Origin of the sequence: Rothia amarae (genome assembly GCF_014705945.2) — a bacterium.
Lineage (GTDB): Bacteria > Actinomycetota > Actinomycetes > Actinomycetales > Micrococcaceae > Rothia > Rothia amarae.
This window is the reverse complement of sequence record NZ_CP061538.1, coordinates 1,448,592-1,475,235: the sequence shown is the minus strand read 5'-3', so window position 1 is coordinate 1,475,235 and position 26,644 is coordinate 1,448,592. Positions and strand designations below refer to the sequence as shown.

20 protein-coding genes are annotated in these 26,644 nt (G+C 53.0%); 14 read left to right on the top strand and 6 right to left on the bottom strand.

Annotation, left to right across the window (positions count from 1 at the left end; translation table 11 throughout):
* The first annotated feature begins 44 nt into the window (after positions 1-44).
* From IDM48_RS07025 to cydC, 4 genes are all read left to right on the top strand, one after another.
* Positions 45-1,076 (top strand): malate dehydrogenase, encoded by a 1,032-nt coding sequence (locus IDM48_RS07025; protein ID WP_190616677.1) that lies wholly within the window; start codon positions 45-47, stop codon positions 1,074-1,076.
* Positions 1,077-1,480: 404 nt separating this feature from the next.
* Positions 1,481-3,055 carry a cytochrome ubiquinol oxidase subunit I gene (locus IDM48_RS07020; RefSeq protein WP_190616675.1) on the top strand — a complete coding sequence of 525 codons (1,575 nt, stop codon included), beginning with the start codon at positions 1,481-1,483 and terminating at the stop codon, positions 3,053-3,055.
* 9 nt (positions 3,056-3,064) lie between these two features.
* A complete protein-coding gene (gene cydB / locus IDM48_RS07015; RefSeq protein WP_190616674.1) occupies positions 3,065-4,180 on the top strand; it encodes a cytochrome d ubiquinol oxidase subunit II in 1,116 nt (371 codons plus the stop codon).
* 55 nt (positions 4,181-4,235) lie between these two features.
* On the top strand, positions 4,236-7,862 hold the full coding sequence (gene cydC, locus IDM48_RS07010) for a thiol reductant ABC exporter subunit CydC (RefSeq protein WP_190616672.1): 3,627 nt from the start codon (positions 4,236-4,238) through the stop codon (positions 7,860-7,862).
* A gap of 75 nt (positions 7,863-7,937) precedes the next feature.
* Here cydC and IDM48_RS07005 read toward each other — a convergent pair whose 3' ends face one another.
* Positions 7,938-10,559 (bottom strand): DNA gyrase/topoisomerase IV subunit A, encoded by a 2,622-nt coding sequence (locus IDM48_RS07005; RefSeq protein ID WP_190616671.1) that lies wholly within the window; start codon positions 10,557-10,559, stop codon positions 7,938-7,940.
* A gap of 758 nt (positions 10,560-11,317) precedes the next feature.
* On the opposite strand from IDM48_RS07005, the gene IDM48_RS07000 reads away from it, so the two are divergent.
* The 4 genes from IDM48_RS07000 to IDM48_RS06985 all read left to right on the top strand — a co-directional run bounded on the left by IDM48_RS07000 (position 11,318) and on the right by IDM48_RS06985 (position 16,501).
* On the top strand, positions 11,318-11,596 hold the full coding sequence (locus tag IDM48_RS07000; RefSeq protein ID WP_202939863.1) for an NPXTG-anchored protein: 279 nt from the start codon (positions 11,318-11,320) through the stop codon (positions 11,594-11,596).
* Positions 11,597-11,812: 216 nt separating this feature from the next.
* Positions 11,813-14,581: a bifunctional acetate--CoA ligase family protein/GNAT family N-acetyltransferase gene (locus IDM48_RS06995; RefSeq protein ID WP_190616668.1), complete on the top strand. Its 2,769-nt coding sequence runs from the start codon at positions 11,813-11,815 to the stop codon at positions 14,579-14,581.
* A gap of 111 nt (positions 14,582-14,692) precedes the next feature.
* The gene (locus IDM48_RS06990; protein ID WP_068173094.1) at positions 14,693-15,268 is read left to right on the top strand and encodes a DUF5998 family protein; all 576 of its coding nucleotides are present in this window, start codon (positions 14,693-14,695) and stop codon (positions 15,266-15,268) included.
* 3 nt (positions 15,269-15,271) lie between these two features.
* The gene (locus tag IDM48_RS06985) at positions 15,272-16,501 is read left to right on the top strand and encodes an alkaline phosphatase family protein (protein ID WP_151146725.1); all 1,230 of its coding nucleotides are present in this window, start codon (positions 15,272-15,274) and stop codon (positions 16,499-16,501) included.
* 49 nt (positions 16,502-16,550) lie between these two features.
* Here IDM48_RS06985 and IDM48_RS06980 read toward each other — a convergent pair whose 3' ends face one another.
* The gene (locus IDM48_RS06980) at positions 16,551-17,552 is read right to left on the bottom strand and encodes a hypothetical protein (RefSeq protein ID WP_190616666.1); all 1,002 of its coding nucleotides are present in this window, start codon (positions 17,550-17,552) and stop codon (positions 16,551-16,553) included.
* 223 nt (positions 17,553-17,775) lie between these two features.
* Positions 17,776-19,083, bottom strand: a complete 1,308-nt coding sequence (gene sepH, locus IDM48_RS06975) for a septation protein SepH (protein ID WP_068173087.1) — start codon at positions 19,081-19,083, stop codon at positions 17,776-17,778.
* Positions 19,084-19,430: 347 nt separating this feature from the next.
* Between sepH and IDM48_RS06970 the strand changes: the two genes are divergently transcribed.
* The gene (locus IDM48_RS06970; protein ID WP_068173084.1) at positions 19,431-19,730 is read left to right on the top strand and encodes a DUF4193 domain-containing protein; all 300 of its coding nucleotides are present in this window, start codon (positions 19,431-19,433) and stop codon (positions 19,728-19,730) included.
* 97 nt (positions 19,731-19,827) lie between these two features.
* On the opposite strand, the gene IDM48_RS06965 is transcribed toward IDM48_RS06970, so the two are convergent.
* Positions 19,828-20,292, bottom strand: coding sequence for a DUF3093 domain-containing protein (locus IDM48_RS06965; protein WP_068173081.1), 465 nt, complete (start codon positions 20,290-20,292; stop codon positions 19,828-19,830).
* A gap of 129 nt (positions 20,293-20,421) precedes the next feature.
* On the opposite strand from IDM48_RS06965, the gene dut reads away from it, so the two are divergent.
* The 4 genes from dut to IDM48_RS06945 all read left to right on the top strand — a co-directional run bounded on the left by dut (position 20,422) and on the right by IDM48_RS06945 (position 23,074).
* Complete coding sequence (dut, locus tag IDM48_RS06960; protein ID WP_190618685.1) at positions 20,422-20,865, top strand: dUTP diphosphatase; 444 nt, start codon at positions 20,422-20,424, stop codon at positions 20,863-20,865.
* A 96-nt stretch (positions 20,866-20,961) separates the two neighbouring features.
* Complete coding sequence (locus IDM48_RS06955) at positions 20,962-21,780, top strand: DUF3710 domain-containing protein (protein ID WP_068173079.1); 819 nt, start codon at positions 20,962-20,964, stop codon at positions 21,778-21,780.
* Between the two features lie 77 nt (positions 21,781-21,857).
* Positions 21,858-22,361 (top strand): asparaginase, encoded by a 504-nt coding sequence (locus IDM48_RS06950; RefSeq protein WP_190616664.1) that lies wholly within the window; start codon positions 21,858-21,860, stop codon positions 22,359-22,361.
* Positions 22,361-23,074: a DUF3159 domain-containing protein gene (locus tag IDM48_RS06945; protein ID WP_145174399.1), complete on the top strand. Its 714-nt coding sequence runs from the start codon at positions 22,361-22,363 to the stop codon at positions 23,072-23,074. The genes IDM48_RS06950 and IDM48_RS06945 overlap by 1 nt, the downstream gene beginning before the upstream one ends.
* A 34-nt stretch (positions 23,075-23,108) precedes the next feature.
* On the opposite strand, the gene IDM48_RS06940 is transcribed toward IDM48_RS06945, so the two are convergent.
* Complete coding sequence (locus tag IDM48_RS06940) at positions 23,109-23,762, bottom strand: potassium channel family protein (RefSeq protein ID WP_190616662.1); 654 nt, start codon at positions 23,760-23,762, stop codon at positions 23,109-23,111.
* A gap of 2 nt (positions 23,763-23,764) precedes the next feature.
* Entirely contained in the window at positions 23,765-24,457 is a 693-nt protein-coding gene (locus tag IDM48_RS06935; RefSeq protein ID WP_068173070.1) for a potassium channel family protein, read from the bottom strand.
* A gap of 171 nt (positions 24,458-24,628) precedes the next feature.
* On the opposite strand from IDM48_RS06935, the gene IDM48_RS06930 reads away from it, so the two are divergent.
* Positions 24,629-26,638 (top strand): APC family permease, encoded by a 2,010-nt coding sequence (locus IDM48_RS06930; protein WP_190616660.1) that lies wholly within the window; start codon positions 24,629-24,631, stop codon positions 26,636-26,638.
* Positions 26,639-26,644 lie beyond the last annotated feature (6 nt).

The following is a 26,644-nucleotide window of genomic DNA, read 5'->3' as shown; positions in this document are numbered from 1 at the left end:
GAATCGCACCCCAAAATGTGATTTGAACCACTAAAATAATAAGTATGGTTCATCATAATGCACAGAAACCCGCCGTCGTTGTTACTCTCACCGGCGCTGCCGGTCAAATTGGCTATGCCACGCTTTTCCGAATTGCCTCCGGTGCCATGCTGGGGGCCAATACCCGCATCCGTCTTAATCTTTTGGAAATACCTCAGGCGCTTGGCGCTTTAGAAGGTACTGCCATGGAACTCACCGATTGTTCTTTCGACCTGCTTGATGGGGTCAATATTTTCAGCGATCCCCGCCGAGCATTCGAAGGGTGTGACGTCGCGTTACTCGTGGGCGCTAAACCGCGTTCCAAAGGGATGGAGCGAGCCGATCTGCTCGAAGCAAATGGCGCAATTTTCTCTGAACAAGGGCGCGCTCTCAATGAGGGCGCTAGCTCCGATGTACGTGTAACGGTGGTGGGTAATCCTGCCAACACCAATGCTCTGATTACAGCTTCGCACGCACCGGATATCCCGCTTGAACGATTCACCGCACTCACCCGCCTGGACCACAACCGCGCGGTGGCTCAGTTGGCGAAAGCAACCGGGGTGCATCCCCGAGATATCGAAGGAGTGGCTATTTGGGGCAACCATTCGGCGAGCCAATTTCCCTCGCTAGAACATGCAACCATCGCAGGTCGAGCCGCTCTTGAAGTTCTTGCCGAGAAGAATCTAGGGGAGCAGTGGCTTTCTAAAGAATTCATTCCGCGCGTAGCCAACCGCGGCGCCGAAATCATTCAGGTACGTGGGGGATCATCGGTGGGGTCAGCGGCAAATGCAGCTCTGGAACATGTCAACCTATGGAACACATCCAATTCTGTGAAAGGGCCGCAGATTACCTCCATGGCAGTACCCAGCACAGGGGAATACGGCGTTGAAGAGGGGCTAATTTGTTCGTTCCCCGTTACCTGTGGAGGTGGCGAATACCGTGTGCAAGAAGGGCTGAAGCTATCAGAGGCAGGACGCCGCCGGTTTGAAAAATCAGTTGAAGAACTCCGTCAGGAAAAAGCGGCGGTTGAAAGCCTAGGTTTGCTGGGTAATCGATAGGATGAGACCAGCCGATAGGGTAAAAAATACCTTATGAGAATCATCATGAAAAAGAGGGTTATGTCAGCTCCTCCATTTTCAGGATAATTTGAAAATCGTAGCGAAAATTCCCGAAAGTTTTCCCAGGAAGAATTCGGGGATTTTTGCGCTTAAAAGGAGAAAGGAAGAGGCTTTCGTGGGGGACGTGGGAAAACATCCACAAGGGGCACACAAGATAACAAAAAAACATACGTCCATCAGGCAGTTGAGGTTTTCAGAACCTTAATTCGTGCGTCAAGAGGAGCGCTGATTCACTGCAGAGAAGCGCACTGTTTTACCGGGGAACACTCAGAATATCGGGGGTATGGTGAGGGGAAACTTTTTGGTTACATCACAACACCTGACTTCTCACGAAAGAGGAAGGCATGGATCCGCTCACCATCGCTCGCTGGCAGTTCGGTATAACCACCGTCTACCACTTCTTTATGGTGCCACTGACCCTAGGTTTAGGACCTCTGGTCGCGTTTTTTCACTGGCGCTACGTTCGTACCGGCGCAGAACGGTATAAAAGACTCACAAAATTCTGGGGCAAACTCTTTATCATCAACTTTGCCATGGGTGTTGCCACAGGGCTCGTGCAAGAATTCCAATTCGGCATGGCATGGAGCGAATATTCGCGCTTCGTAGGAGATGTATTTGGGGCACCGCTTGCGCTTGAAGGCTTGCTTGCCTTCTTCTTCGAATCAACCTTCATCGGACTGTGGATTTTCGGCTGGGGCAAACTCAAACCAGCAATTCACGCCACCACCATCACCATTGCGGTTGCTGGTTCGTGGGCATCTGCTTACTTCATCCTGGTGGCTAATTCGTGGATGCAGCACCCTGTAGGTGTTGAGATGAAAGAGGGACGCCCGGTCATGACCGACGTTTGGGCAGTGCTCACCAACAGCACAGCCCTGGTAACCGTTCCCCACGTCCTCGCCGGTGCCCTTTTGGTAGGCGGCGCTTTCCTGGTCGGTCTTTCCTGGTGGCATCTGTGGCGACGTCGTCAACTGGGCATCGACACGGTAGTGGATGGCAAAGTTGTTATTGGCGAGCGCAGTGAAGGTGCTCGCGATGCAGAAGATTTCCATGCTTGGCGTTACGCGCTTCGTTTTGGTGCCGTCATCGCGATAGCGGGCTTCTTGGGCACAGCCTTTACCGGTCACGCTCAGGCGCAGTTGATGATTCAGCAGCAGCCCATGAAGATGGCTGCGGCAGAGGCTGCGTGTGAAGATGGTACCTCCTTCTCTGTGTTCTCTTATTCGATAGATCCGTCGTCGCAGAGTTGTGATCATCTAACTACGCCCCTCGAAGTTCCAGGTTTGCTCTCGTTTTTGGCGTATGAGAATTTCTCTGAGCCGGTTCCTGGGGTGGAGACTCTGCTGAAGCAATATCAGGATGAATTGGGCACACATTATCCTGATGATCCTGAGCGTTTTGGGCAGATGGCGGGGCAGGAGATTACCTATACCCCGATTTTTGAGATTACCTATTACGGATTTCGGGGGATGTTTACTTTTGGCGGGATGAGCGCAGTTGTGGCAATCTATGCGCTGTGGATTACTCGCAAGAAGGGTATGGGAACTGTTCCTGATTCTCGGTGGTTGAAGAATTTCCACTTAATTGCTCTCTGGTTCCCTTTTATTGGAAACACTGCCGGTTGGGTTTTCACCGAGATGGGGCGGCAGCCCTTTGTCGTGGCGCCTAATTTTCAGGAGGATACGTCGGTCATGCTGTTTACCGCTGCCGGTGTATCGCCGGAGGTCAGTGGTGGGACCATCCTGTTCTCGCTCATCGCGCTCGGTTCTCTGTACGCCATTTTGGCTGTGGTGGAGATTTATTTGCTCACGCGGTATGTGCGGGCTGGGATTCCAGCCGCCATGCCTGAGCTGGTGGAGCAGCATGAGGATTCGGATGAGAACAGCAATAATCGCGACGTTTTGGCGTTTGCCTACTAGGGGATAGACATGTTTGAAATTTTTGCTGATCAACCGTTGTTGCCTACCATCTGGTTTATCGTCATCGGGATACTCTTTTGCGGGTATTTAGTGCTTGATGGCTTCGATTTAGGAGTGGGGATGCTCATGAGCAGACTCTTTTCCAAGACTGAAAAAGAACGTCGTCTCTTGCTGAATACGATTGGCCCAGTTTGGGACGGTAACGAAGTATGGCTTATTACCGCAGGGGCAGGAATGTTCGCTTCCTTCCCCTTCTGGTACGCCTCGCTCTTCTCCGCCCTCTACATTCCATTGACTCTCCTGCTGGTATTTCTTATCCTGCGTGTAGTAGCTATCGACTACCGCGGGAAACAGAATAATCCGCGATGGATTAGTACCTGGAACACGCTATTGAGCCTCTCTAGCTTCGGTATCGCATTTTTAATCGGAGCGCTTCTTGCACTCACCACCACTGGGATTCCTCTCAACGAGCGTGGAAATTCCATTGATATTTTCGCCTGGGCCACCTCTCCTTTCACCTACTTAGGCGGTATCGCCGTCGTCTGTTTTTCGCTCATTCAGGGGTTAGCGTTTATTGCTCTCAAAACGGATGGTCCTATTCGTTATAGGGCGAGAGCTGTTCAGCGTCCCCTCATGCTGGTGGGCTCCGCGCCGCTGCTAATCTGGGCTCTGCTACTGCAGTGGAAGGGAGAAAGTGCCGGGATGCTGAGTTATATCCTGTGCCTGGTGGGTGTCCTTGGGCTAATCCTGGGATATATCAGTGCGCTTCAAGGACGCGAGGGACGCAGTTTCGTAGGAAATTCCCTGTTTGTGTGCGGTTCAATGCTGGGTATTTTTCTGGCACTTTACCCCACCGTTCTCCCCTCAACTCTGAACCCGGCACACAGCTTGACAGTTACCAATGCATCCAGCTCGCCCTACACCCTGACCGTCATGTCGTGGGTAGTGGGAATCATGTTGCCACTCATCATTGGCTACCAATGCTGGAGCTACTATCAGTTCCGCCAGCGCATGAAAGTAGAACATATTCCAGATGCTCATGACCCCACAGAACTAGGGGAGAGCAACCAAGCTGTGACGCACAGGTCTCGCCAAAAAGAGCCGGCTAATTCACCAAAATGCTGACCCTCGTTAGACTGAAAGAATCTACTCGCACCGATTCAAAGGATTCGCACCATCAATGGATCAACCTCCACCGCTGGGGCCTTCAGCCCGCAAGCACCTGAGTGTCTTTGCTATCTTTACGATTCTGCGAACACTGTGTTCCATCATGTTCGCTGCGGTCATAGGAACAGCCCTCGCCTATCTAGCACGGCTCACCTACGTTGCCGTTAACTCCGGGGTGGAATACCCATCAGTACACGCTGCGCAACGAGCAATATTTGAGGGAAATGCTCAAGCGCGAGTGGACGGACTCTGGTGGGCAAACTTCGGGCACGAGCCTACAGTCCTCTTGCTGGTGAGCGTGGGGGCGCTCGCCGCACTAGGGCGGGCGCTGGCTGATTGGGCTTTAAGCTATAGCGCGCAAAGGGCTGCTACCGGCGTGAAATCTCAGATACGGGCAAACTTGATTCAGCGAGTGCTGGCCACCGGCGGCGTCGATACCCCGGACGGTACAGGCGGCACCGCCGTCCTCCTGTCACGTGGGCTCAACGCCTTAGATAGTTACTACGCAAAAACTTTGACGGCAATGGTTAGCTCCTTCATTACACCCCTTATTTTGCTGGTTGTTATTGCGTTCTACGACTGGATTTCAGCTCTCATCCTGGTTCTTACCCTTCCGCTCATTCCACTTTTCATGGTTCTGATTGGTAAGACAACCCGGCAAGACACCGCGGTGGCTCAACGCGAGCTACTTCGGCTATCCGACCATATTGTCGAGCTGGTGAAAGGTCTGCCTGTCCTCGTAGGGTTGGGACGTGCACGGAGTCAAGCTGCGGCAATGGGTGACCTGGGCGAACGTTACCGCAAAACCACCATGCAAACCCTGCGTTCGGCATTCCTCTCTTCATTCTGGCTCGAACTGATGACCACGATATCGGTGGCGGTTGTAGCAGTTGTTATCGGCATTCGCTTGGTGCATGGGCAAATGGGGCTAGACGTCGCACTGTTCGCGCTTCTTCTCGCACCCGAGTGCTTCCAGCCTTTGCGCAACCTCGGCTCTGCCTACCACCAATCTGAAGAAGGAATAGCGGCTCTTCGTACTGCCCAGCAAATGATTGACCGCCCAGTACCCGGAAGCATCGTTTCCTTCGAAGGTGATGAACTGCGCGTTTCCAACGTTTCGGTCAGCTACCCCGGCAGACCCCAAATCCTCGACCGAGTCAGTTTTTCATTCCCCCACGGATCAACCACGGCTATCACCGGGTATTCGGGTTGCGGAAAATCCACCTTGTTGGGCGTCATCAGCGGCTCGGTGGCACCGGGACTCATACCTACCGGTAACTCCCAACCCATGAGCGTCAGCGGGGAAGTCTCTGGTACCGGATCGGTCGTGTGGGTGAGTCAATCACCGTCATTCATCGCCACCACTGTCCTCAACGAAGTGGCTCTCTACGGATTCCCGGTCGAAGTGCACTCCATCGAAGACCTCACCGCCGCCCAATCGCTGATCACCCAGGAAAGCCCGCTGGCGCTCTCGCCCAACGGTCGCGCCCGCTACATGAACTATCTCAGTATTGTAGGTTTACAAGAGTATGCAGACCTTTCCCCAGAAGCGCTCAGCGCCGGGCAGATGCGCCGTCTGGCCATTGCCCGTACACTGGCGCGCGTCGATGCTTTGGAAGAGCTGGGGGAGCGCGTGACCGTCCTGGTCGATGAGCCCACCGCCCATTTGGACACCGCGGCAGCCCTGAGGGTGAATGCTTCATTAGCGGCGCTCGCGAAGACGGGCGCGACCTTACTGATCGTGACGCACGACCAATCCCTGACCCGCCGCACCGACTACCATTTACATGCAGTCTCAGGAGCAAGCGGTACAAGGTGGAAGCTCGAACCTTCCAAATCCATTGGCTGGGATTTTGCAGCGTTTAAACGCGCAGTGAACCAACAAAATGACACACAGGTAGCCAAACCAGTTCGAAAGAAATCTCAGGCTGAACCCGTGAAAGCGGGAGGCGTTCTGCAGACCCTTAGTGACGTAAGGGACCTCAGCGGATTAACCATAGCCCAATCGATAGTTCCCATCGTTCTATCGGTACTTTCTGTCTGCTGTGCGGTCGCGCTAACGGCACTCTCTGGTTGGCTGATTGTGCGTGCCGCAGAACAACCAGCGATGATGTACTTGCTCATTGCTGTAGTGGGCGTGCGGTTCTTTGGGCTGGGGCGCGCTACTTTGCGCTACGCTGAACGGCTGAAAACTCACGATGCGATTTTGCGAGCAGCAAATAGTCTGCGCGTTCGCGCCTGGAAATCAGCCGGTCATACAGTGCTCTCTATCCGCTCGCTTCTGAGGGGCGACCATATTCTTGACCGACTCATCGGAGACATCGATGAACTGCGGGATGCCCTGCCTCGAGTTATTCTGCCGGTAGCCTCCCACCTCGTTGTAATGGTGTTGGTGCTTGGAGTGACGGCTCTGACAGTCCCATCTGTTCTTCCGCTCATGGCCATTGCCGTGGCAGTTGCTACCTTTGTGATTCCCGCAGTAGCCCTCTACCTGGATTACCAGGCAGATTCCATAGCGCGCGAGGCAACCTCTGAAATGCTCCGACTCGGTGTATCTACCATGGACTCGGCAGAAGAACTGCGTGCAAACGGTCTGACCTACCTGGCGGTTAAGACCTTTGAGAATAAGGATCGGAAAAACGTTGAAGCTACCCAAGCAACTGCGGGTGCCAGCGGATTCGGTCAGGCCCTCACCGTCCTGTGCTGGTGGGGAGCAGCTTTGGGCGTGGTAGCTTTCTCCTGGAATGACGTGCGCGGAGGAGAAATTGCTGCTCCTTTGGTAGCGGTAGTGGTCCTGATGTGTACCGCCCTTTTTGAAACCACCATTGCCCATCTTGAAGCGGTTCGTTCGTGGCCGGCATTCGCCCACCTAGTTGCCCGGATGCGCCCGCTCATTTCTTTACGAACAGAAGAACAAGAAGCAGCGCAAACACCAGCCGATTTGCTGCGGCAGAAAACTACTGGCGCTCCTATCAACCTGATGCTGGATAATGTTTCCACGCGCTGGCCCGGGATGAAAGAACCTGTTTTTAGCGGGTTGTCTGCCGATATTTGGTCAGGGCAGTGGCTGGGCATCACTGGTCCATCGGGTTCAGGTAAGACGACGGCGCTAGCAGCCCTACTCGGCTTCTTACCCCTGGAATCAGGTTCTATCAGTATCAATGGCAAAGAACTTTTTCAGGAAGATTTGAGGGGATACGCTGCGTGGTGTCCCCAGTCCGCCTACATCTTCGAATCGACCATCGCCAATAATCTTGCGTTAGCCACCGATAGCTCTCAGCGACCCACCGATGAGCAGATGCTCCAGGTGCTCGATCGTGTAGGGCTGGGTAACTTCGTCCGATCCCTACCCCAGGGGCTGCAGACGCCGGTGGGCGCGGGCGGCTCGTACGTTTCCGGTGGACAACGCCAGCGTATTGCAATCGCCCGTACACTGTTAACTGCCTCACCGCTACTGCTCATGGATGAACCCACTGCCCACCTCGATGCTCCTGCAGCTCAAGCTCTGATTAAGGAAGTTGCCGAAGGCACTAAAGGCACCTCTCGACGTCGTAACGGAGTAACGCACCCGGCAGTTATCCTCGTCTCGCACCGAGCAGAAGATATTGCCGCATGCGATCGCACGGTCAAATTAGGCTAGAGCCGAGAGAGCAGAACAACGAAAGAAGACCCCGCGCGATGGCGCGGGGTCTTCTTTGCTAAAGATGAATTGCTCTTAGAAGAGCGGGTCCATAGACTCAGCTACGGCAGTTGACTCAGCCTCTGGCTGGTCGGAAGTTTCCGCCGGGGCACCAGGAGACTTTACTTTTTCTTGACGGGATCCCAATGCACCTAGCAAGTAGCGAGTTTCTTCAAAACTGGGGCCGATCAAAGCAATCGATTGGTTCAGTGAAACTCCTGAGCCGTCTCGCACCCCAAACTCGGTGGGCAATGAACGAGCAACCCCGGCGGCAGTGGTGGCGCGAGCAGGACCAACTCCCACAAAGGCTACGGAAAGTTTTGTCTCCCCCGCTAAGAACCGATGCGCTCGTACACCACCGGTAGCGCGTCCCTTGGCAGGGAATTCGCTGAGTTCGGTTACCTTCGCGGAGGCAGCAGCGCCGTCCTCTGCCGAACCATCCGTTATGGTCACCACCTGAGCGGGAGCACCGGGGGCCGTAACGCCTAAGGCAATGACTCGGTCGTTCTCTGCCAACTTGATGCCCGCAATGCCTCCTCCCAATCTGCCCTGGGGTCGGACCTTGGCGGCATCGAAAGTCAGCAACTTCGCCTGCTCGGTGACCAGGGTGAGATTCAAATCGTTAGAAGCGCACTGATGCACCGCTACCACACGATCTCGGGGCTTGAGCTTGATAATTTCCCACTCATCGGCGTTGAGCGGGTATTCGGGATTCACTCTCTTAATTAGACCGTGCTCGGTTGCTAGAGCAATAATCTGATTCAGCGGAGCAATCCCCACCAGCGTTTCACCTCGCGCTAGTGTAATTGCCTCTGTTGCTTTCACTCCGGAATTCAGCAGGGGAGCGCCATTGCTCTCTTCCAGCACCACCAAATCCATAACATTCACACGAATCATGCGTCCGGCAGAAGTAACTGCACCAATTTCTCCACGAGCGGTGGTCGGTACAAGAGAGAGGAGCGCGTCATGCTTCACTCGCTTAGCGGGATCGGGCAAGGCCTGTAATTGAGTTCGGATTGAGTTGGTGCGCCCCATCATGCCTGATGCTGAGAGCACCGCCCAGCACGGATCGTCAGCGATTTCGAGCGCCAAACCCAACTTCTTACTCTTCGGCGCATCGGGAGCCGCTGCCAAAACGGCTTTCTCCAAATCGTCTCGCTGCGTTAGCTTGGTCCGTCGATCGGTGCCATACAAATCGGCAACCTGCTGCAATTCGTCTGAAACCAACCGGTGCAATTTAGATTCCTGCGCCAGAATTGACTCTAACTCGGAAATCTCCGCTTGAAGTTCTTCTTGCTCTTTCTCTAACTCAATTCGCGAATACTTGGTGAGCTGGCGGAGGCGAAGCTCCAGAATATGGTTCGCCTGAACCTCGGTCAGATCGTAGATAGTCATCAAGCGTTCGCGAGCCTGAGCAGTCTCGTCCGAGGAGCGAATGATTTGGATAACCTCGTCAATATCTACAATCGCAACTAACAGACCCTCCACCAGATGCAAACGGTCCTGGCGTTTTTTCAGGCGGAAAGCGGTACGACGGCGTACAACCTCAACGCGGTGGTTGACGTAGACCCGCAGCAAATCCAGCAGACCGAGAGTGTGAGGCTGCCCATCAACGAGTGCCACATTGTTGATACCGAATGAGTCTTCAAGCGGGGTGAACTTATAGAGCGATGCAAGAACAGCTTGCGGGTTGAACCCGTTTTTGAGTTCAATTACCATGCGCAAACCGTGTTTGCGGTCCGTCAAATCAGTAACGTCTGAGATGCCTACCAGCTTCTTCTTGTTGACGCCATCCTTTATTTTTTCGATGACCTTTTCCGGACCCACCATGTAAGGTAGCTCGGTAATTACAATGCCCTGTTTTCGCGCTGAAACCTGCTCAATGGACGCTGTGGCACGAGTTTTGAAAATACCCCGACCGTTCTCGTAGGCATCTTTGATACCCTGCAAACCTACGATTGTACCTCCGGAGGGTAAATCGGGACCGGGGATGAACTTCATGATGTCTTTGAGAGAGGCATCGGGATTCGCAAGCAGATGTTGAGCACCGGCGATAACCTCCCGTAAATTGTGCGGCGGCATATTGGTCGCCATACCCACAGCGATACCTGAGGACCCATTCACCAAAAGGTTGGGGAAGGCTGCGGGAAGAACCGCAGGTTGCATGAATTGATTGTCATAGTTAGGTACAAAATCGACGACGTCCTCGTCGAGATCCGCCGTCAAGGCAAGAGCTGCGGGATCCATCCGAGCTTCAGTGTAGCGAGACGCCGCCGGACCGTCATCGAGAGACCCGAAATTGCCATGCCCATCTACCAGGGGCATGCGCATAGCAAAGGGTTGAGCAAGGCGCACCATCGCATCGTAAATCGCTGAATCGCCATGGGGGTGGAGTTTACCCATGACTTCCCCGACCACGCGGGCAGATTTCACATGCCCCTTGTCAGGGCGTAAACCCATTTGCTGCATCATATAGAGGATGCGGCGTTGAACCGGTTTCAGACCATCACGGGCATCGGGCAACGCGCGAGAGTAAATCACTGAGTATGAGTACTCCAGGAAGCTGGTTTCCATTTCAGAAGAAACATCGATATCTACGATATTTTCGACGACATCGGTGGGGTAATCATCCTGAAATGTCTTGGAGCGGCGCGCCATCTATACCTCTTCAGCTGTGGGTTCTTGTTTCTCTCTAGTTTACCGCCTGGATGAACAGGGAGAGGAACTTTCAAATGAGGGTTTGCCTAGAGAGTATTACTCCAGGTCAGCGGTGCCAAGGTGCTTAATTTTCTTTTATTGAGGAGAGTTTAATTTCTCTTAAAAGATAAGAAATTAATTATTAAAAAGGATAAAGAATCGACAAAAAGAATGGAATATTGTTAACCAAAAGGATGGATAAAACTAATACGTTAGGGGACATTTGTATTAGATGTGCCCAGGGTCTCACTCTATGGTGGATGGGGTTGGTAGGCTTCAATCAAGCGATACTTCGAGGATGAAATATTGCCTACCGGGGATGCCAATGAGGGACAACATATCGTGAATTGGCGGTACATCTAATAATAATTATCTGTTTCTTAGATTTACCAATTCCCTTGAATTGAAATAACAATGCTGAAAACAACACCCATTTAAATTCAGCAGCGCTTCTTAACTTAGAGGAAAATATGCGCAAGCACGTCGCAGCTATCGCAGCTGCCACACTTTCCATCGGCGGAATGGCAGTAGGATCAGTTTCGCGGACGGTTTCACTCTGAAAATGGATCAGATTGCGGCAAATCAGTTGATCCACATCCTTGTTTCTTCCACTCCGACCGCTGGCATCGCCGAAGCAACCAACACTTGGGCACTCAATGCCGTGGGTGTTTCGACCTCCGGGCAGGCAACCACTGCAGTATATTCAGGCACAGGCAACGGTGGCTGCTCCTTCAGAAGAGTCTTCGGCACCCGCTGCAGTAGCTGCTGCTCCTTCTGCACAGCCTTCCATCGTTGAAGAAGCGCAGGATAACAACCCAGTAGTGGGCTCTTCCCAGGAAATTGCTCCTGCTGAAGGAACCGCAACGGCGGAGACCCCTAGCCTAGGTCAGCGTCTAGCACACACCGGTTTCTCCGGCGTGCAACTAGCTATCGGTGCTGTAGCTCTGCTCGCTTTGGGCGGTGCAGCGATTGTGGCTTCCCGCCGCCGTCACGCCTAAGCAATAATCTCTCCGTAGATTCTGCGCTTGCAGTTTGCGAGATGTAAACGATGCCCTCGTTCTTCACAGATGAAGAACGAGGGCATCGTTTTTGTGTTATCCACACCATATTCGATATAGGCTAGTGGCTAAGAGTTATTGAAAGAATGCCCCAGATGTCTTTTGATAAATCTTTCTCTCAGAAGTACTGTGCCAACCGGGTAGGGGTTAACAAAAATGTCTGAACAACTGCGCGCAACCGAATCACATCAAATAGGTTCGCGGGAACCATTAATTAAGGGCGCGCCAACCACCGCTGAAATCCCCTTTATTTACCCCGCCCATTGGGAAGCAGACGTGGTACTTCGCGACGGCGCAACAGCTCACCTGCGCCCCGTGATTCCTACCGATCGTAACGCTCTCCAGCAGATGTATGCAGGGCAAAGCGAACGAACGATTTACCTTCGCTTCTTTGCGCCCAAACCTCAGTTGAGTGAAAAGGAGCTCACTCGGTTTACGACAGTGGACCATAAAGACAGAGTTGCATTTGTGCTGATGCTGGGCGACGAAATGATAGGTATCGGCCGTTTTGACCGCACCGACGACCCCACTGAGGCAGAAGTCGCATTCATGATTTCAGACCGCCACCAAGGGCGGGGTATTGGTTCTATTCTTCTCGAACATTTGGCAGCGGCCGCCAAAGAACTAGGAATCAATAAGTTCGCCGCTGAAGTTCTCCCTCAGAACCGTGCGATGCTCAACGTTTTTGCAGATACCGGCTACGACGTCTCACGGGCGTTTGATGACGGGTTCGTGATGGTGCGTTTTGATATTGACCCTACCGATCGGTCCCGTCAGGTCATGGAATCGCGTGAGCACCGTGCAGAAGCCAAATCGATTAGTGAGCTTCTCAATCCTGCGTCGATTGCTGTGGTGGGTAGTTCCTCTACATGGTCTGATCAGGCGCAGCCCATGATTGAGACTATTCGCCAGGGAGGGTTTCAAGGCAAGATTTGGGGAGTTTGCCTGGAAGGCGGAGCGATCTCTGACAGTACAGGTGAGTCTCCCAACATCGTTACTTCCGTAGATCAAACGGAAGGCGTTGAACTTGCACTCATCACGGTTCCCATTGAACAGGTGGAGAGAGTGGTTGAATCCTGCGGTCGGGCGGGCATCCGAGGCGCTTTAATTCTCACACGAGGATATGCAGAGGACGGCGCACGAGGGCAGGTTCGCCAAAAAGCTTTGGTTCGCACAGCGCGTTCTTTCGGCATGCGAATCATCGGACCGGCGTCCTTTGGTATTCTCAACAATTCTCCCGAAATCAACCTAGATGCCACGGTGAATCAACACGATCCCCAAGCTGGAACTCTTGGCGTTTTTACCCAGTCTGCAGTGATGGGCGAGATGTTTTCTAATATGGCTGTTCGCCGGAGAATCGGTGTTTCATCCTTGGTCTCTGCGGGCAACCGCGCCGATGTCTCCGGTAACGATTTGATGCAGTATTGGGAAGATGATCCGGGGACCTCGGTATGTGCTCTCTACCTTGAATCTATTGGAAATCCCCGAAAATTTAGTCGAATTGCGCGCAGATTATCTCGTAACAAACCGGTTATTGTAGCTAAGAACGCCGTCACTGGAATGCAGTTGCCTCCGGGGCATACCGGTAGGACGTCTATTGCACCGGCGACCGCTTTGGAATCTCTGTTTAAACAATCGGGTGTCATTAGCGCCGATTCCAGCGAACAGGTCTTGGATATTGCACAGTTATTAGTCTCGATGCCACTTCCTTCTGGTCGCCGCCTGGCTGTAGTCTCTAATGCCACCGCACTGGCTCAGATGGTAGCTGATCGGGCTAATACCCAAGAAATAGAGGTAAAGCTTGCAGATGCTGCTCTGGATCTCGAGCATGAGGACAGTGCGTTTGTTCAGCAAATGCTTCGTACCGCTGCGGAAAGCTCGGACGTCGACGCCCTCATTGTGGTCTTTATGCACGAGGACGCGCAGGTCTGCCGGGAAATCGCTTCACTTGCCCAGCGTGTAGCAGAGGAAATCACTAAACCTATACTTGCTGTTTTTCCGGGGATCATTGAAAATGCCGCTTCGATGGTGGGGCTGGTACAAGATTCGACCATTGAGCATCCAGGGTTGCCCTGCTACGCATCGCCTATGGGGGCGGTCGATTCTTTGGCTGCCGTGATGAATTATGTGGAATGGCGTGAAAAAGAAGGCGGAACTTACGCTACCCCTTCAGGAGTGAGCCCCGATACCGCGGCTCATCTGATTGCTGATTTTATGCCCCGAGTTCAAGGAGAAAATCTTCTTCCTCTCGCTCAAGAGGACGTGGCGTCCTTACTTGATGCTTACGGTATTGAGTTGCTACCGTCCACCACTGTTGACTCACCGCAAGAAGCGGTAGATAGGGTGGAAGAACTAGGTAGCTACCCAGTGGTTCTCAAGTCCACCGACGAGGCGCTCAGCAAGCGACTTGATTTGGGCGGTGTGCGCCTGGGCATTGAAAATGCAGAGCAGTTGCGCGCTGAATTTGAGACCATGAAAAAGCGGTTGGCTCGTTATGGCAAGCAGGAAATTGAGCTACAAAAGCAGGCAGAGGCCGGGCAATCTGCAGTAATGGAAGCTATCGAAGACCCCCTGTTGGGACCCGTAATCTCATTCGGTATGAGCGGCGATACCACGGCTCTCCTAGAAGATTGGGCCTATAGAATTCCTCCGCTGACTAAACGTGATGTAGAAAAACTCATTCGCTCGCCCAAAGCTGCCTCCAAACTCTTTGGGGATGATGATTTGCCCGAAGTGCGTGTGGATCTTCTTGAGGATTTAGCGACCAGAGTGGCGCTGATGAAAGATAACCACCCAGAAATAGCCTCACTTCAGCTGAGTCCCGTTATCGTTTCCGAGACCACTTTGACCGTAGCTCGAGCCAAAATTACCTTGGGTAATCCCCGTCAACGAACAGATTCCGCGCGTCGTTCTTTGAGCGCCTAGGCGTTCACAGAAATGGCAGAAGCGACGGATTCTAAAGCTGGTTTATAGGATGAGAAGCAGAAACTATTAGACTGGTTAACCTCAGTATTTTTTGGCGAAAGCGAGTGAACAGTGGCGAATACGGTGATGCAGGATTTAGAAGAATCTATTTCCAGATTGGGTTTTTATCCGGAACTCGTCAAGAGCGCCGTCAATGATGGGCTGCTGGGACTAGAACCCTCGGCACATTTGGTGCATTTGGAAACGCATATCGATAATGCCGAAATCCACCGCCACATCACCGTTTTGGCTATCGCCGAAGAATTGCTGATGGTCGCTCATCTGGATGATCAGCAGTTAGATGACGAAGGGGAGTCGGTGATGGCGCACGTCAACGTGGAATCTGTGCAAATCTCTGCCCTCCGTTCTGTGGGTATGAGCTATTCCTACCCACAGCCCCAGCAGTTTGAACAGACCACTGATCCGTCGGAAATTTCGCTAACCATTTCGTGGACGGGCGGGCAGCGTCTCGATGTGCAACCGGCACAGTGTCCTGATCCAACCTGTACCGCCGATCACGGATATACCGGGGTCGCACCGAGTGAGGACGTAGTGCTGAGAGTTAGCGGCCCGGCAGATGGTATAGAAGCCGTGCACCGTGCTCGTGATTTTGCGAAAGAACTTCGACGCCGCCAGCTAGGACTCTAAACGATGAAATTGCAGGATTATTGCGGCGTTGAGCTGCCAGAACCCCCGCGTTACTTTGAAAATAATGTGGCAGATCTCTTTGAATCTGCAGGCACGCTGGTTGCCGGGCAATCGCTGACGCCTGATCCCCACCCCTGGTTAGGGCAGGGGCGGCATGACGTACTGAACTTGGAAGAACGTCTTACGCACGCTGGATTTGATTCGAAAAAATATCGTAGCGTGTGCGTAGTGATGGTTGATGGGCTAGGAGAGCACCTCCTCAACCGCTATGGCTCCTACGCTCCCTACCTTAAAAAGACAAGCTCCCTGGGTCCGCTCCACTCCGCTTACCCCTCCACCACGGCGGCATCATTGACGAGCTTTGGCACCGCTCTACCTCCCGGGTATCACGGCGTTGCAGGATATGAGGTCTATAACCCCGGCACCGAATCGGTGATGAATCAGCTCTCTGGCTGGGACAAAAGAGTAGACCCCAAAGAATGGCAACCCTATCCCACGGTCTTCGAGCGCTTTGAGAACCACTGCGATGTTGCTACGGTATCCCTGAATAAGTATGAGAAAAGTGGGCTTAGCCTATCTGGTCTTCGCGGTGGACGGTTTATCCACGCTCAATCGACTACAGCTCGGATCACTATGGCAAGCAGTATTCTCTCTGCTCGTAAGCCCTCGCTGGTTTACATGTACTGGGGTGAAATTGACCAGGCAGGGCACCGCTATGGTGTTCAATCGCAAGAATGGATTGAACAGCTCGAAGAACTGAACCTCGCCATGCGACGGCTAGCAGAACGCGTGCCCCCGCATGTACTCATTCTGCTGACCGCTGACCACGGCATGGTTGATATTGCCGTTGAAAACCGAATCGATTATTCAGAAGATGCCGAGTTGCTTGAGAATGTGGCTCATACAGCGGGTGAGCCTCGGATGGTGCAATTACTCCTCAAAGATTCCAGTGCGCCCGCCAAAATGGAGACCATGCGGCGTTGGGCAGAGCGATGGGGGTCAAAAGCCTGGATTCTAGACAGCGAAGAATTGTTTGAGCAGGGTTATTTTGGGCCTCATCTCAACAAGCAGGCACGGGATCGTATTGGTGATGTGCTCATCAGCTGCCGTGAACCCATTGCACTGTATGACATGCGTCATTTCAAGCCGCATGCGCTAAACATGGTGGGGCAACACGGATCGCTCACATGTGAGGAAACCGCTGTTCCCCTGCGTGTACTTAACGCTAGGTAGATAATCACGCTACCTCTACCACTTTGTAGATCGCTCGGGGGCTCGCCCGTTAGTTAGTGGGTGCCGGCATCTGTTGTATATTTGCCGCGCTTGTTTGCTGTAGAGCACCGGTTTGTCCCTTGGGCGATGCCGGAGCCACTGTAGGAACTGGGGCAACAGTTTGAGGAGCAGCGGACGGTGCCGGTGCTTGGGTTGCTGGGGGTTGCGTAGCTGGAGTCGTAGGAGCAGCAGAAGTGGGATCTTCGGTCGTCGGTTCCACCGAAGGCTGTTCGGCGGTCGCTGCCGATGGTGCTGCGGTAACTGGAGGAGCAACAGGTGCCACTGGAGTCTGGACGGGTGCAGGAACTGACGGTTCGGTAGCCTGTGTTGCCGGATCTTCTACATAATCCACCTGACCCGGTGCAACGGGAACAGTAGTTTGCTCTACGTATTTGACTTCAGGGGCAGCAACTGTCTGCGTGGCGGAGGGCTTTGCCGAACTCGGAGTTGCGGAGGTAGAAGATGCCGCGGAGCTAGAAGATTCGGCAGGCACAGCCATGGGTTGCGGGTCGTTGTTCATGCTTCCCAACGCCAATAGAGAACCTCCACCTAGTAGAACGAGAAAAGCAGAGGCGCCAAGCACCCAAAGCCCACGGTGAGAGCGCTTTTCTTCTTCAGAGGCCACGGAACTTACGACACCTTCGTCAGTTCGTGAGGCACGCACTGCGGCGATACCAGCAGCGATTTTCGCTGCCTGCTCTTGCCGTTCCCGTTCTTCTTTTTCAGCGCGTTGCTGCGCTTGCGACTCTTTACGATCTTGAAGGCGGTCTGCTAGGGACCGTTTTTCTACTACTGTTCCATTGAGAAATAGCTGATGAGAGAGCGAGTCATCTTCTTCGACGGGAGATCCGGTGGTAGTACCATCGGGGTGCACATATTCATAGCCCTCTGCCAGTTCATCGGTGGAGTACTGTTCAGTTGAATCCTCTTGGATAGGCAGATTTTCTGTGGGGGAGTCAGCAGAGGAAAAGTCCTCGAACTCTGAGGATGTGTCCTGATGGGGTTTCGTCATGAAATGATTCCCTAGTTATTGCGGTGTGATGCGAACTTCAGACCTGGATTGCGAGTGATTTATTCAAGCCTGACAATATATAGTACGCCTGATGGGGGAATATCAAAGGGTACTTCTTCTCACAGTATCTTACCCATCTAAAGTTTGCAGATACGAGTAAAACGCTGCCTGGTTTCATGAAGAACTCCAGACAGCGCGGACATCTCAGGGCGATGCAATCAACTTACTTGCGTTGGTTTCCAAAAATAATGTCGTCCCAGCTCGGCACTGACGCCCTTTTGGGGCGGGTAGGCTTGGCTGGTTGCTGTTCTTCAGAAGCCTTCTGCTCATACTCGGGGGCGCTGGGCGCAGACGCAGTAGCGGATGTATCTTCTCCAGGCTGCTCCTGCTGATTTTCCCGGGGTGAATACTGCTGATAACCGCTGATGACGTTTGTATCTACAACTACCGGGACAGTGAATTCAGTTTGATCCCCATTGGATTTTGAATCTTGTTCAGTAGAAGATTCTTTAACTGGAGCCGATTTCTCCTCGGACTGAGAAAATTTTGCAGAGTCACTGGGCGGCATCTCCTGGGGAACTTCAGGAGAAGGCATCGGTGCAACGGGCTCTGCAGTTGTCTGAGATGCGACAGTCGAATCGGACTTTTCCAGTGATGCTCGGCGTGCACGTTCCAGCAAATCAGTTAGCTTGCGCTCACGAGCGGAGTGAATGTTACGAGTGCCACTTTGACCGATGTTTCCCGCAGACTTTTCTGCCCGTCGTACAGATTCCATCTGTTCAGCGGTAAGTGCAGGCGCCAAAGCGCCCACCGATCGAGCCGGTTTTTGTACTGCAGGCGTTGATTCTGGTTCCTCTGCGTGAGTCTCGTGGTGCCCGATTCCTGGGAGCGGCCCGTCGGAAGAATCATCACGCCCCATCAAGAAGTAGGCACTTTCGTTAGAAGCATAGATCCCCTGATTTGCAGGGTTATAGTTCCACCGTGCGGGAAAGACGACACCGCGAGGCAAGTCATTTGCTACAGCATCGGGCAAATTGAAGTCCACAGAGATGGTCCAAGAGCCAGACTCTTGCTGGAAAGTATTCCAGTCGGCAGAGTTTTCATCGAAGCCAAATTTTTGAGCCTGACGAGCAATATGCTCATCGAGGTTGGCAGCTTTGCCCTCGCCATTGCGCGAGGAATCAATGGAGGAGATTAAGACGGATCGAGCTGCAGTAATAATATGCGCGCGTTCAGCAACAATAGGCCATTCGTAGCGGCGTACACGCTCGGCGTCCCACCCTGATTCTTCAACGATTTCTTCTACTGTTGCGCCTTGGCGGAATCGTGCCTGAATGTCGCGGGGACCAAACGCGCCTGAGCCACTGCGCGAACGAGCTGGCTGAAGGCGTCGAGCTTTAGCGACGCTGGTGCGCAGATTTTGGTCAATGGGCAACGTGAATTCGGTGCCGTCTGACGATTTAAGAACAAGATGTTCACCATCGTCATGAATTTTGACCAGTCGTAGCTCAATGGCGTGCGAATCGGACATACTTCTCCTCAACTCAAACAGGGATTCATGAAAAGACTACCTGTTTACCGATAACTATGGGAAAAATAAACCGATTTTGAGAGGAAAACTCACTCATCTTCGAGAGAGAACAGCAAAAAAGACCCTTGTAGGATCCAAAAAAAATTACTTCGCAAGGCAGAGTATGAAGTTGATTTATCTGCCTGAACTAGACATATGAGAATTAATAGTGGAAAATGCTACGCGTTACCGAACGAAAAAAGAACATCGCAGATGATCCCTCGTGGCGCTGACAACGAATTTTTTGACCTAGGCTGGGCATCATACAAGAGACCCCACCGCTGACAAACGGAGCGTGAGAGCTAACTTTGGCTACCGATTACGATGCACCTCGCAAGCAAGATGAAGACAATAACAACCAGTCCATTGAGGAACTCAACGGACACCGTTCTGAAATGCAGTCCGGTGCAGTAGATGAGGATGAAAACGCTGCTGCTGAAAGTTTTGAGCTTCCCGGTGCAGACCTCTCTAATGAAGAACTCAACGTTGTTGTTCTACCTGCACAGGAAGACGAATTTACCTGCGCCTCCTGCTTCTTGGTTCGCCACCGTTCACAGATTGCGCGCGAAGAGGGCAATCTCAAGTTCTGTGTAGAGTGCGAAGGCTAAATTTCAGCTGAACTGAACCTGGCTCCAGCAGTATAAGAGGGAGGATGAATCATTTGATTCATCCTCCCTTTTTATATCAGTGAACGAGGCGAAGCCCTTAGCTCACTGTCTCAGCTGGGGTGCCCAGCTCTTTTCCTGCGTTGAGAATTTCTTCAATTTTTTCTGGATGCCGAGTCGAAGCTAGCCAATAGGGAGTAGGGTCTGCTGGGTCGGTGATGTCGATGCGGATTTTGGGATCAATCCAACCGCGAAAACACATGAACGCACGCCCGTCGAGCTGCGGCCCCGCTGCAATTCGTGCAGCTTCCCCTCTGAACCCTTCGGCAAGACCTACATATTCACGTTCAATTTGTGCCCGTCCTACTCGAACAAATTCGGGAGTGATTTCGATGACGGGGGAGCTCAGGTAGAGAATGAGTCCTAGAAGAATGGTGACTACAATGGCGGCAATAACACCTACGGTGATTGAAATGGGCGCACCCACGAAAAACGATGCCACACCTGCGCAGACAATCAATATCCACGTTCCAAAGCCCGGGGAAAGTCTTTCCTGATACTGCATGCGGCACCTTTCTGAATTTTCATTTCTCTTGGAGAGCGTCGGATTCCTCTTTGAGATAACAATCTTTTACCATCCTAGTCTGTTTTCCCAGGGAAGTGCTCAGAGAGTTCTAGTACAGTAACAGCTGTGATGAAACCGATTGATGTGCAGATTCAGATACTTGATACTGAGCTAGAAATTCCTCGTTACGCCAAGGACGGCGACGCCGGAGTGGACCTTCGTTCCACAGAGAAGCTGGTCTTGGAGCCGGGGCAGCGAGCACTCGTGAAAACCGGAATTGCGATTGCTCTGCCTGCCGGGTATGTGGGTCTGGTTCACCCCCGGTCTGGACTGGCGGTCAAACACGGGATCACCGTAGTGAACGCGCCGGGTACGATCGATTCTGGTTACCGGGGCGAAATTATGGTGTGCCTTCTCAACACCGACCGCTCAGAATCATTTTCTATCGAGCGTGGGGATCGTATTGCCCAACTCGTTATTCAGAAGTATGAACACGCTAATTTCCGCCAGGTAGAAGAGTTGGAAATATCGGCGCGTGGTTCCACCGGCTTTGGTTCAAGCGGCGTTCGCTAGAGCTCCCTTAAGAATTCAAGAGTACGCGTGACTAAAATAAAATAGATATCGAGTCATGTGAAATAGATGAAGACCCCAGAATGAGAAGGATTCGCTGTGTTTGGTTTGGGTAAAAAGAAAAAAGCTAAGGCGGAGGAAACTTCCGTAGCTGCTACGACCGCACCAGATGATTCTGCGGTGCCAGAGTCACAGAGCGCTTCGAAGCAAGAACAAGAGGTGTCCCGTCCGGGCGCGCCGTCGTCCGAAGATAATCTCGTTTCTTTCGAATTTGACCGCTCTAATGGTCCTTGGGATAGCTCCGAGCAAGATACAGACAAGGGTTACCTAGACTTTGGTTCCATGAAGGTCAAGATGAGCGATGGTCTCAGTATGCGCTTGGACGTGGAGCAGAAGAGTCAGCAGATGGTTGCTGTCACACTCACCAAGGGTAAAGGTAATCTGCAGGTTCAAGCTTTTGCTGCCCCTAAGTCAAGCGGCATCTGGGAGGATATCTCCCGAGAAATTGCTGACTCTGTGCGCCAGCAGGGCGGAACGGTGGAGTACTCCAATGGTCCATTGGGACGCCAGCTCATTTCAAAGCTTCCCGCAAAGACTGCTGATGGACGCCAAGGCTTCCGCGTCGCTCGCTTTGTGGGTGTAGATGGTCCCCGCTGGTTCTTGCGAGGTGTTCTCTCCGGCGAAGCGGCGGTGAAGCCCGAATCAGCGGCAGAGATGGAAGAAATTTTCCGCTCTATCGTGGTAGTACGTGGCGATGATCCTCGCCCTCCGCGAGATCTTCTACCCATGACCGTTCCTGAATCGGTGGTGGAAGCTCAGCAAAACAATCAGCAAAACCAGCAAACGGAATCTGCCGCGGAGTCTTCTAAGAGCCGTCAGGTACCCCGCCGCGGCCCTGAAATCACTGAAATCGGCTAATGGTAGAGCAAGCGCCTAAGCGACTAACCGAGTATCCTTCGCGATTTCGTGCGAGACTTGCCGGGAGAGTTATTCAGGTGACTCTTCCGGCGTCAGGTGCTAATCCGCGGTATGAGGCAGTGGTTGAAGTTGAAAAATCTCGACCCCTTCCGCCGTCGAGCTCCCATCAGTTGACGGGTATTCCTATCGTTGAAGTTCTTGATGATGATGTGGAGCCCGTCGATATCAGTGCAGGTAGCGACGACGATGACGACGAGGATCAGGATTCTGCAGGAAACGACGAGGAGCAGGACGCTTCTGTAGCGTTTCCCCAATATCGTGTGTACACGCCGCGTCCGAAATCTCCACCGCCGTTGTATCCCACCTATCCGCCTTTGAATCCAGGGGAGCGGGTCACTCTCATCTGGCACGGACAAAAAGATGTGCCCGGTATCGTGGCGGGTACCTACATTCGGTGTAGTGGTATGCTTACCGTTTCACCAATGCCGGCTCGAATCTATAATCCGCGCTACGAAATTGTTCCTTTGCGCCTCATCCGCCATCGCGGCCACCAAAAATTTCAGAAATCACAAGGTCTCTAATGCCAACAGAAAAGCCCCAGCGCCCGATCGACACCGAATCATCAGCTGACCCCAATCTTTCTTCTGCACTATCTCAAGCAGGCACGCGTTTTAAGCGCGGCGAGAATGGGGAAGTTGATGTGATGGATGCCGTTGGCGGGGTCCGCGGTATGGTCGAGGCGTTGCTTCCGGGATTTCTTTTTCTCTGCGTTTTTATTGCTACAGCTAATCTTTACGTTGCGCTGGCGGCAGCAGGTTCTGTGGCGCTGGTCTTTAGCCTTGTACGTCTGGCGCAGCGAGGTTCGCTGGTGCAATCGCTTTCAGGTTTTGTGGGAGTACTCATTTGTGCGTGGTCATCACTGCGCACCGGCGATGCCGCTGACTTCTATCTACCCGGTCTGCTCTTGAACGGTCTGTATGCACTGCTGGTTTTGGTTTCCATCGTGTTCCGCTGGCCGGTGCTGGGATTTTTCTATTCTTTCCTCCGCAACGAATCAGAGACCTGGCGCGCTGAACCGGCGAGACTGAAAGCCTATACCGTGGCTACTTGGGTTATCTTTGCCATGTTTGTCGCACGATTGGCAGTTCAGGTTCCGCTCTACTTCGCAGATAATGTGCCCTTGCTCGGCATCGCTCGCCTCTTCATGGGCATGCCGCTTTATATTGCGCTGTTGTGGCTGACCTGGATGATGACGAGAAAACCCGCTGACGTGGCATCGACCGACCTCAGCTAGGGATCTTTCGCTGATTTAGCTAAACTTCGCTGAATTAACTAAATAGCGCGCGGATGTCTTCTTCGCCCTCGGCGGTGGTGATGAAAAAGAGTTCGTCTTCACCGACGATGGGTTCATCTCCGGTGGGAACGATAGGCTGGGCGTCACGCAAAATAGCGGTGAGAGTTGTAGCTTCTGGCCACTGAATGTTGCTGACGGTATGGCCAATAATGGGGTGGCCCGCAGGAACTGTGTATTCCACCAGCATCGCTCCGCTGGTCTGCAAATCCAACAGGCGCACGACGTCGCCCACTTCCACTGCTTCTTCAACCAGAGAGGTCATCAGGCGCGGTGTTGAAACAGCGACGTCGACACCCCAAGAGTCATCAAAAAGCCATTCGTTTTTAGGGTTATTGACGCGAGCTACCGTGCGGGGTACGCCGAATTCGCTACGGGCGAGCAGGGAAACCACTAGGTTGGATTTGTCGTCGCCGGTAGCGGCAACAATGACATCGCACAGCTCTGGCTTTGCGCGGCGTAGTACGGATAGCTCGCAGGCATCTCCGATGACCCACTGAACTCCGGTTATTTCGGTGCGGCCGATTGTTTCTGGTTTTTCATCCAAGATGGTGACCTGGTGTCCGTGGGAGACGAGCTCGCGGGCGATAGATGAACCGACCGAGCCTGCGCCAACGATAAGGACGATCATGGTTAGTTCTCCTGCTCTTCTCGTTCTTCCTCAGTCAGCGGAGGGCTGGCAAGTACGCTTGAAATCTCATTAATATCTTCAATACGCATCATCGCGTGAACCACGTCCCCCTGTTGGTAGGAGCTCTGTGCCGAGGGGAGGATGCCCTCGCCAAAACGGGTGACGTAGGCAATACGGACGCCGGCGGCTTCTTCAATGTCGGTCAGAGCGTGCCCAGCCCATTCATCGTTGAGTTGAAGCTCTGCCAGGATAAGCCGACCAGAAGCTTCACGGAAGTCGCCTGCCATAGCTTGCTCGGGCAGAATACGGCGTAGAACCTGGTCAGTGGACCAGCGCACTGCTGCCACGGTGGGAATACCCAATCGCTGGTAGAATTCTGCACGATTAGGGTCATTAATGCGGGCTACCACATGTGCAACGCGAAAGGTTTCTCGTGCCACACGGGAGGAAATGATGTTCGAGTTATCTCCTGAGGAAACGGCGGCAAACGCATAGGCATCTTCAATTCCGGCACGTTTGAGCGTTTCGCGGTCAAAGCCTACACCGGTGATTTTTTTGCCGCTAAAGTCTTTACGCAGCCTGCGAAAGGCTTGCTCGTTTTGGTCAATGACCGCAACGGTGTGACCAGAATCTTCTAGCGTGTGGGCAAGCATGACGCCGACTCGTCCGGCACCCATAATCACGAAATGTGGCACTGATTTTTCCTCACTTGCAGCGTCAACAACAATGTCGATTCTAGACTACGCGTCTGCAGACGGCGGGAATGGTGTGTTCTCTGTGATTATTGCAGTGTTTGCTAGTTGCGCGCTGTTGTTTATCTTCACAAATGACTACTCTTAGTGGCTGTGAGTAAATTTTGGAGCAGTGTGGCAAACTCGGTGTGGGGAACCCCTGCACACCGTGCAAATATTGAGAGCCTGGGGCTCTCAAAAAGGCGTGCCCTGCCACTTTTGGGCGCAGACGGTATTTCCTCTGTTGCCTATGCTCCCGATGAAATTGTGCTCATGCTTTCTTTTGCTGGCACTGCCGGCTTGGTGTTTTCCCCCTGGGTTGCTTTTGGCATTTCACTCACGCTTCTGATTGTGGTGGGAACTTACCGCTATAACATCTCGCAGATTTCTGAGCGTGGTGATTATATGCTGGTACACAACCGTTTAGGGCCTGTACCTGCGATGATCCAGGGGGCATCTTCAATGGTGGATTATCTGCTGACGGTGGCTGTTTCTATCGCATCGGGCACCACCTACATCATTTCTGTTTTTCCCCAGCTTCAGCCCTATAACCGGGGGATAGCCCTGGGATTGCTCCTGCTCATCACCATATTTTGTCTGCGCGGGTTGCGGTCAATGGGAAGAATCGCCCCTATTCCAACCTATTCCTTCCTCGTCCTCCTTGGACTGACGATTACCGCGGGAATTATCCAGCATGCTTTGGGTACTCTGCACAGTGCTACCAGTAGCCACTATCAGGTGATTCCTCAAGGCCATGTGCAGAATTTGGTGACTGGCGTGGGTCTGGCCATGCTGCTTTCCCGAGCGTTCTCCTCGGGTGCAGTCGCAATTACCGGTATCTCAACGGTCAATAACTCAATGCGGTTCTTTGCCTCTCCCAAGAAGCACAACGCCGCCCGTACTCTCATGTATTTGGGTCTGATTTCAGCTGTATTGATGGTAGGAATTACCTATCTGGTGAAGAAGACCGGTGCTGTGGTGGTGCAAGACCCCCAGCGATTCCTCCTGGTCGACGGGCAAAAGGTGGGTGCAGATTTCCACCAAATACCGTTGCTCTTTCAAATTACCGACGCCGTGTTCCGCGGTGGGTGGATGACAGAGCTGGTTTCTCTGGCAACCGTGGGGATCCTGATGATAGCTGCGGTCACTGCGTTCATTGGATTTCCTCTCCTCACCTCAACTATTGCTGAGCACCAGTACCTCCCCGTTCAACTCAGCGCCCGGTACTCGCGCCGTCTCTTCTCCAACGCCGTCATCATGCTGTCGGTCAGTGCTGCCGTGCTGCTACTGATTTTTGGAACCGACGTGAACGCACTCATCCAGCTGTATATTGTCGGTGCTTTTACCTCGATGTCATTGACTCAGTGCGCTGTTGCCTGGCACCGTTTCCGCACGCTACGCATTACCCTCGATCAGATGGAGCGGCGCAAGCTGTTTCGTGACCTAGCTGTAACGGTTCTTGGGCTGATGGTCACCGTGGCTGCGCTGATCGTCGTTTTGTTCACCAAGCTCACCCAGGGAGCCTGGATTACTCTCATACTTATTGCTGCCACCGTAGGACTGATGCTGATGACCCGCAAACACTATGAAACGGTTGATGAAGACCTCAAACTGGGCTCAGACGATGATTCCCTTGCCCGAGCAAGAGTTCTTCCCGCTCGAGTCCACGCTCTTATTTATGTACCGCGGGTGCGTAAGCCCGTTGCGTTAGCAGTTGCCTACGCCCGCGCGTCCCGCCCGTCGAGCATTGAAGCGATTGCAGTCAACGTGGTGGAAGAGCGGACAAAAGCCATGACCACGAAATGGGAGCAGTTGGCTGTTCCCGTACCCCTAACAATTCTTGATTCTCCCTATCGAGACCAGGTCAAGCCTGTGCGGGAGTATGTGCGCCGCCGCGCCGAAACTTCACCTGGAGATGTTACGGTGGTTTATCTGCCCGAGTACGTGGTGAGCCACTGGTGGGAATCGCTGATTCACCGCCGCACCGTTCATCGGATTGCCCATCAGCTACGTCGAGAAAACGGAGTAGTTATTGCTTCGGTTCCCTGGAATATTGGGCGTAGTCATCCGGTGGAAAAGCCTCAGGCATCACCTTCATCCCTAGCTCAGGAACTGTCTCAACAGCCAGATGAGCGTAGAAAGTAGTTTTTA

Coding starts and splice junctions, on each gene's coding strand:
- IDM48_RS06980 (WP_190616666.1), bottom strand. CDS start 17,552: ATGACGAAACCCCATCAGGACACATCCTCAGAGTTCGAGGACTTTTCC.
- IDM48_RS06940 (WP_190616662.1), bottom strand. CDS start 23,762: ATGATCGTCCTTATCGTTGGCGCAGGCTCGGTCGGTTCATCTATCGCC.
- cydB (WP_190616674.1), top strand. CDS start 3,065: ATGTTTGAAATTTTTGCTGATCAACCGTTGTTGCCTACCATCTGGTTT.
- IDM48_RS06945 (WP_145174399.1), top strand. CDS start 22,361: ATGCCAACAGAAAAGCCCCAGCGCCCGATCGACACCGAATCATCAGCT.
- IDM48_RS07025 (WP_190616677.1), top strand. CDS start 45: ATGGTTCATCATAATGCACAGAAACCCGCCGTCGTTGTTACTCTCACC.
- IDM48_RS07005 (WP_190616671.1), bottom strand. CDS start 10,559: ATGGCGCGCCGCTCCAAGACATTTCAGGATGATTACCCCACCGATGTC.
- IDM48_RS06965 (WP_068173081.1), bottom strand. CDS start 20,292: ATGCAGTATCAGGAAAGACTTTCCCCGGGCTTTGGAACGTGGATATTG.
- IDM48_RS07020 (WP_190616675.1), top strand. CDS start 1,481: ATGGATCCGCTCACCATCGCTCGCTGGCAGTTCGGTATAACCACCGTC.
- dut (WP_190618685.1), top strand. CDS start 20,422: ATGAAACCGATTGATGTGCAGATTCAGATACTTGATACTGAGCTAGAA.
- cydC (WP_190616672.1), top strand. CDS start 4,236: ATGGATCAACCTCCACCGCTGGGGCCTTCAGCCCGCAAGCACCTGAGT.
- sepH (WP_068173087.1), bottom strand. CDS start 19,083: ATGTCCGATTCGCACGCCATTGAGCTACGACTGGTCAAAATTCATGAC.
- IDM48_RS06995 (WP_190616668.1), top strand. CDS start 11,813: ATGTCTGAACAACTGCGCGCAACCGAATCACATCAAATAGGTTCGCGG.
- IDM48_RS06985 (WP_151146725.1), top strand. CDS start 15,272: ATGAAATTGCAGGATTATTGCGGCGTTGAGCTGCCAGAACCCCCGCGT.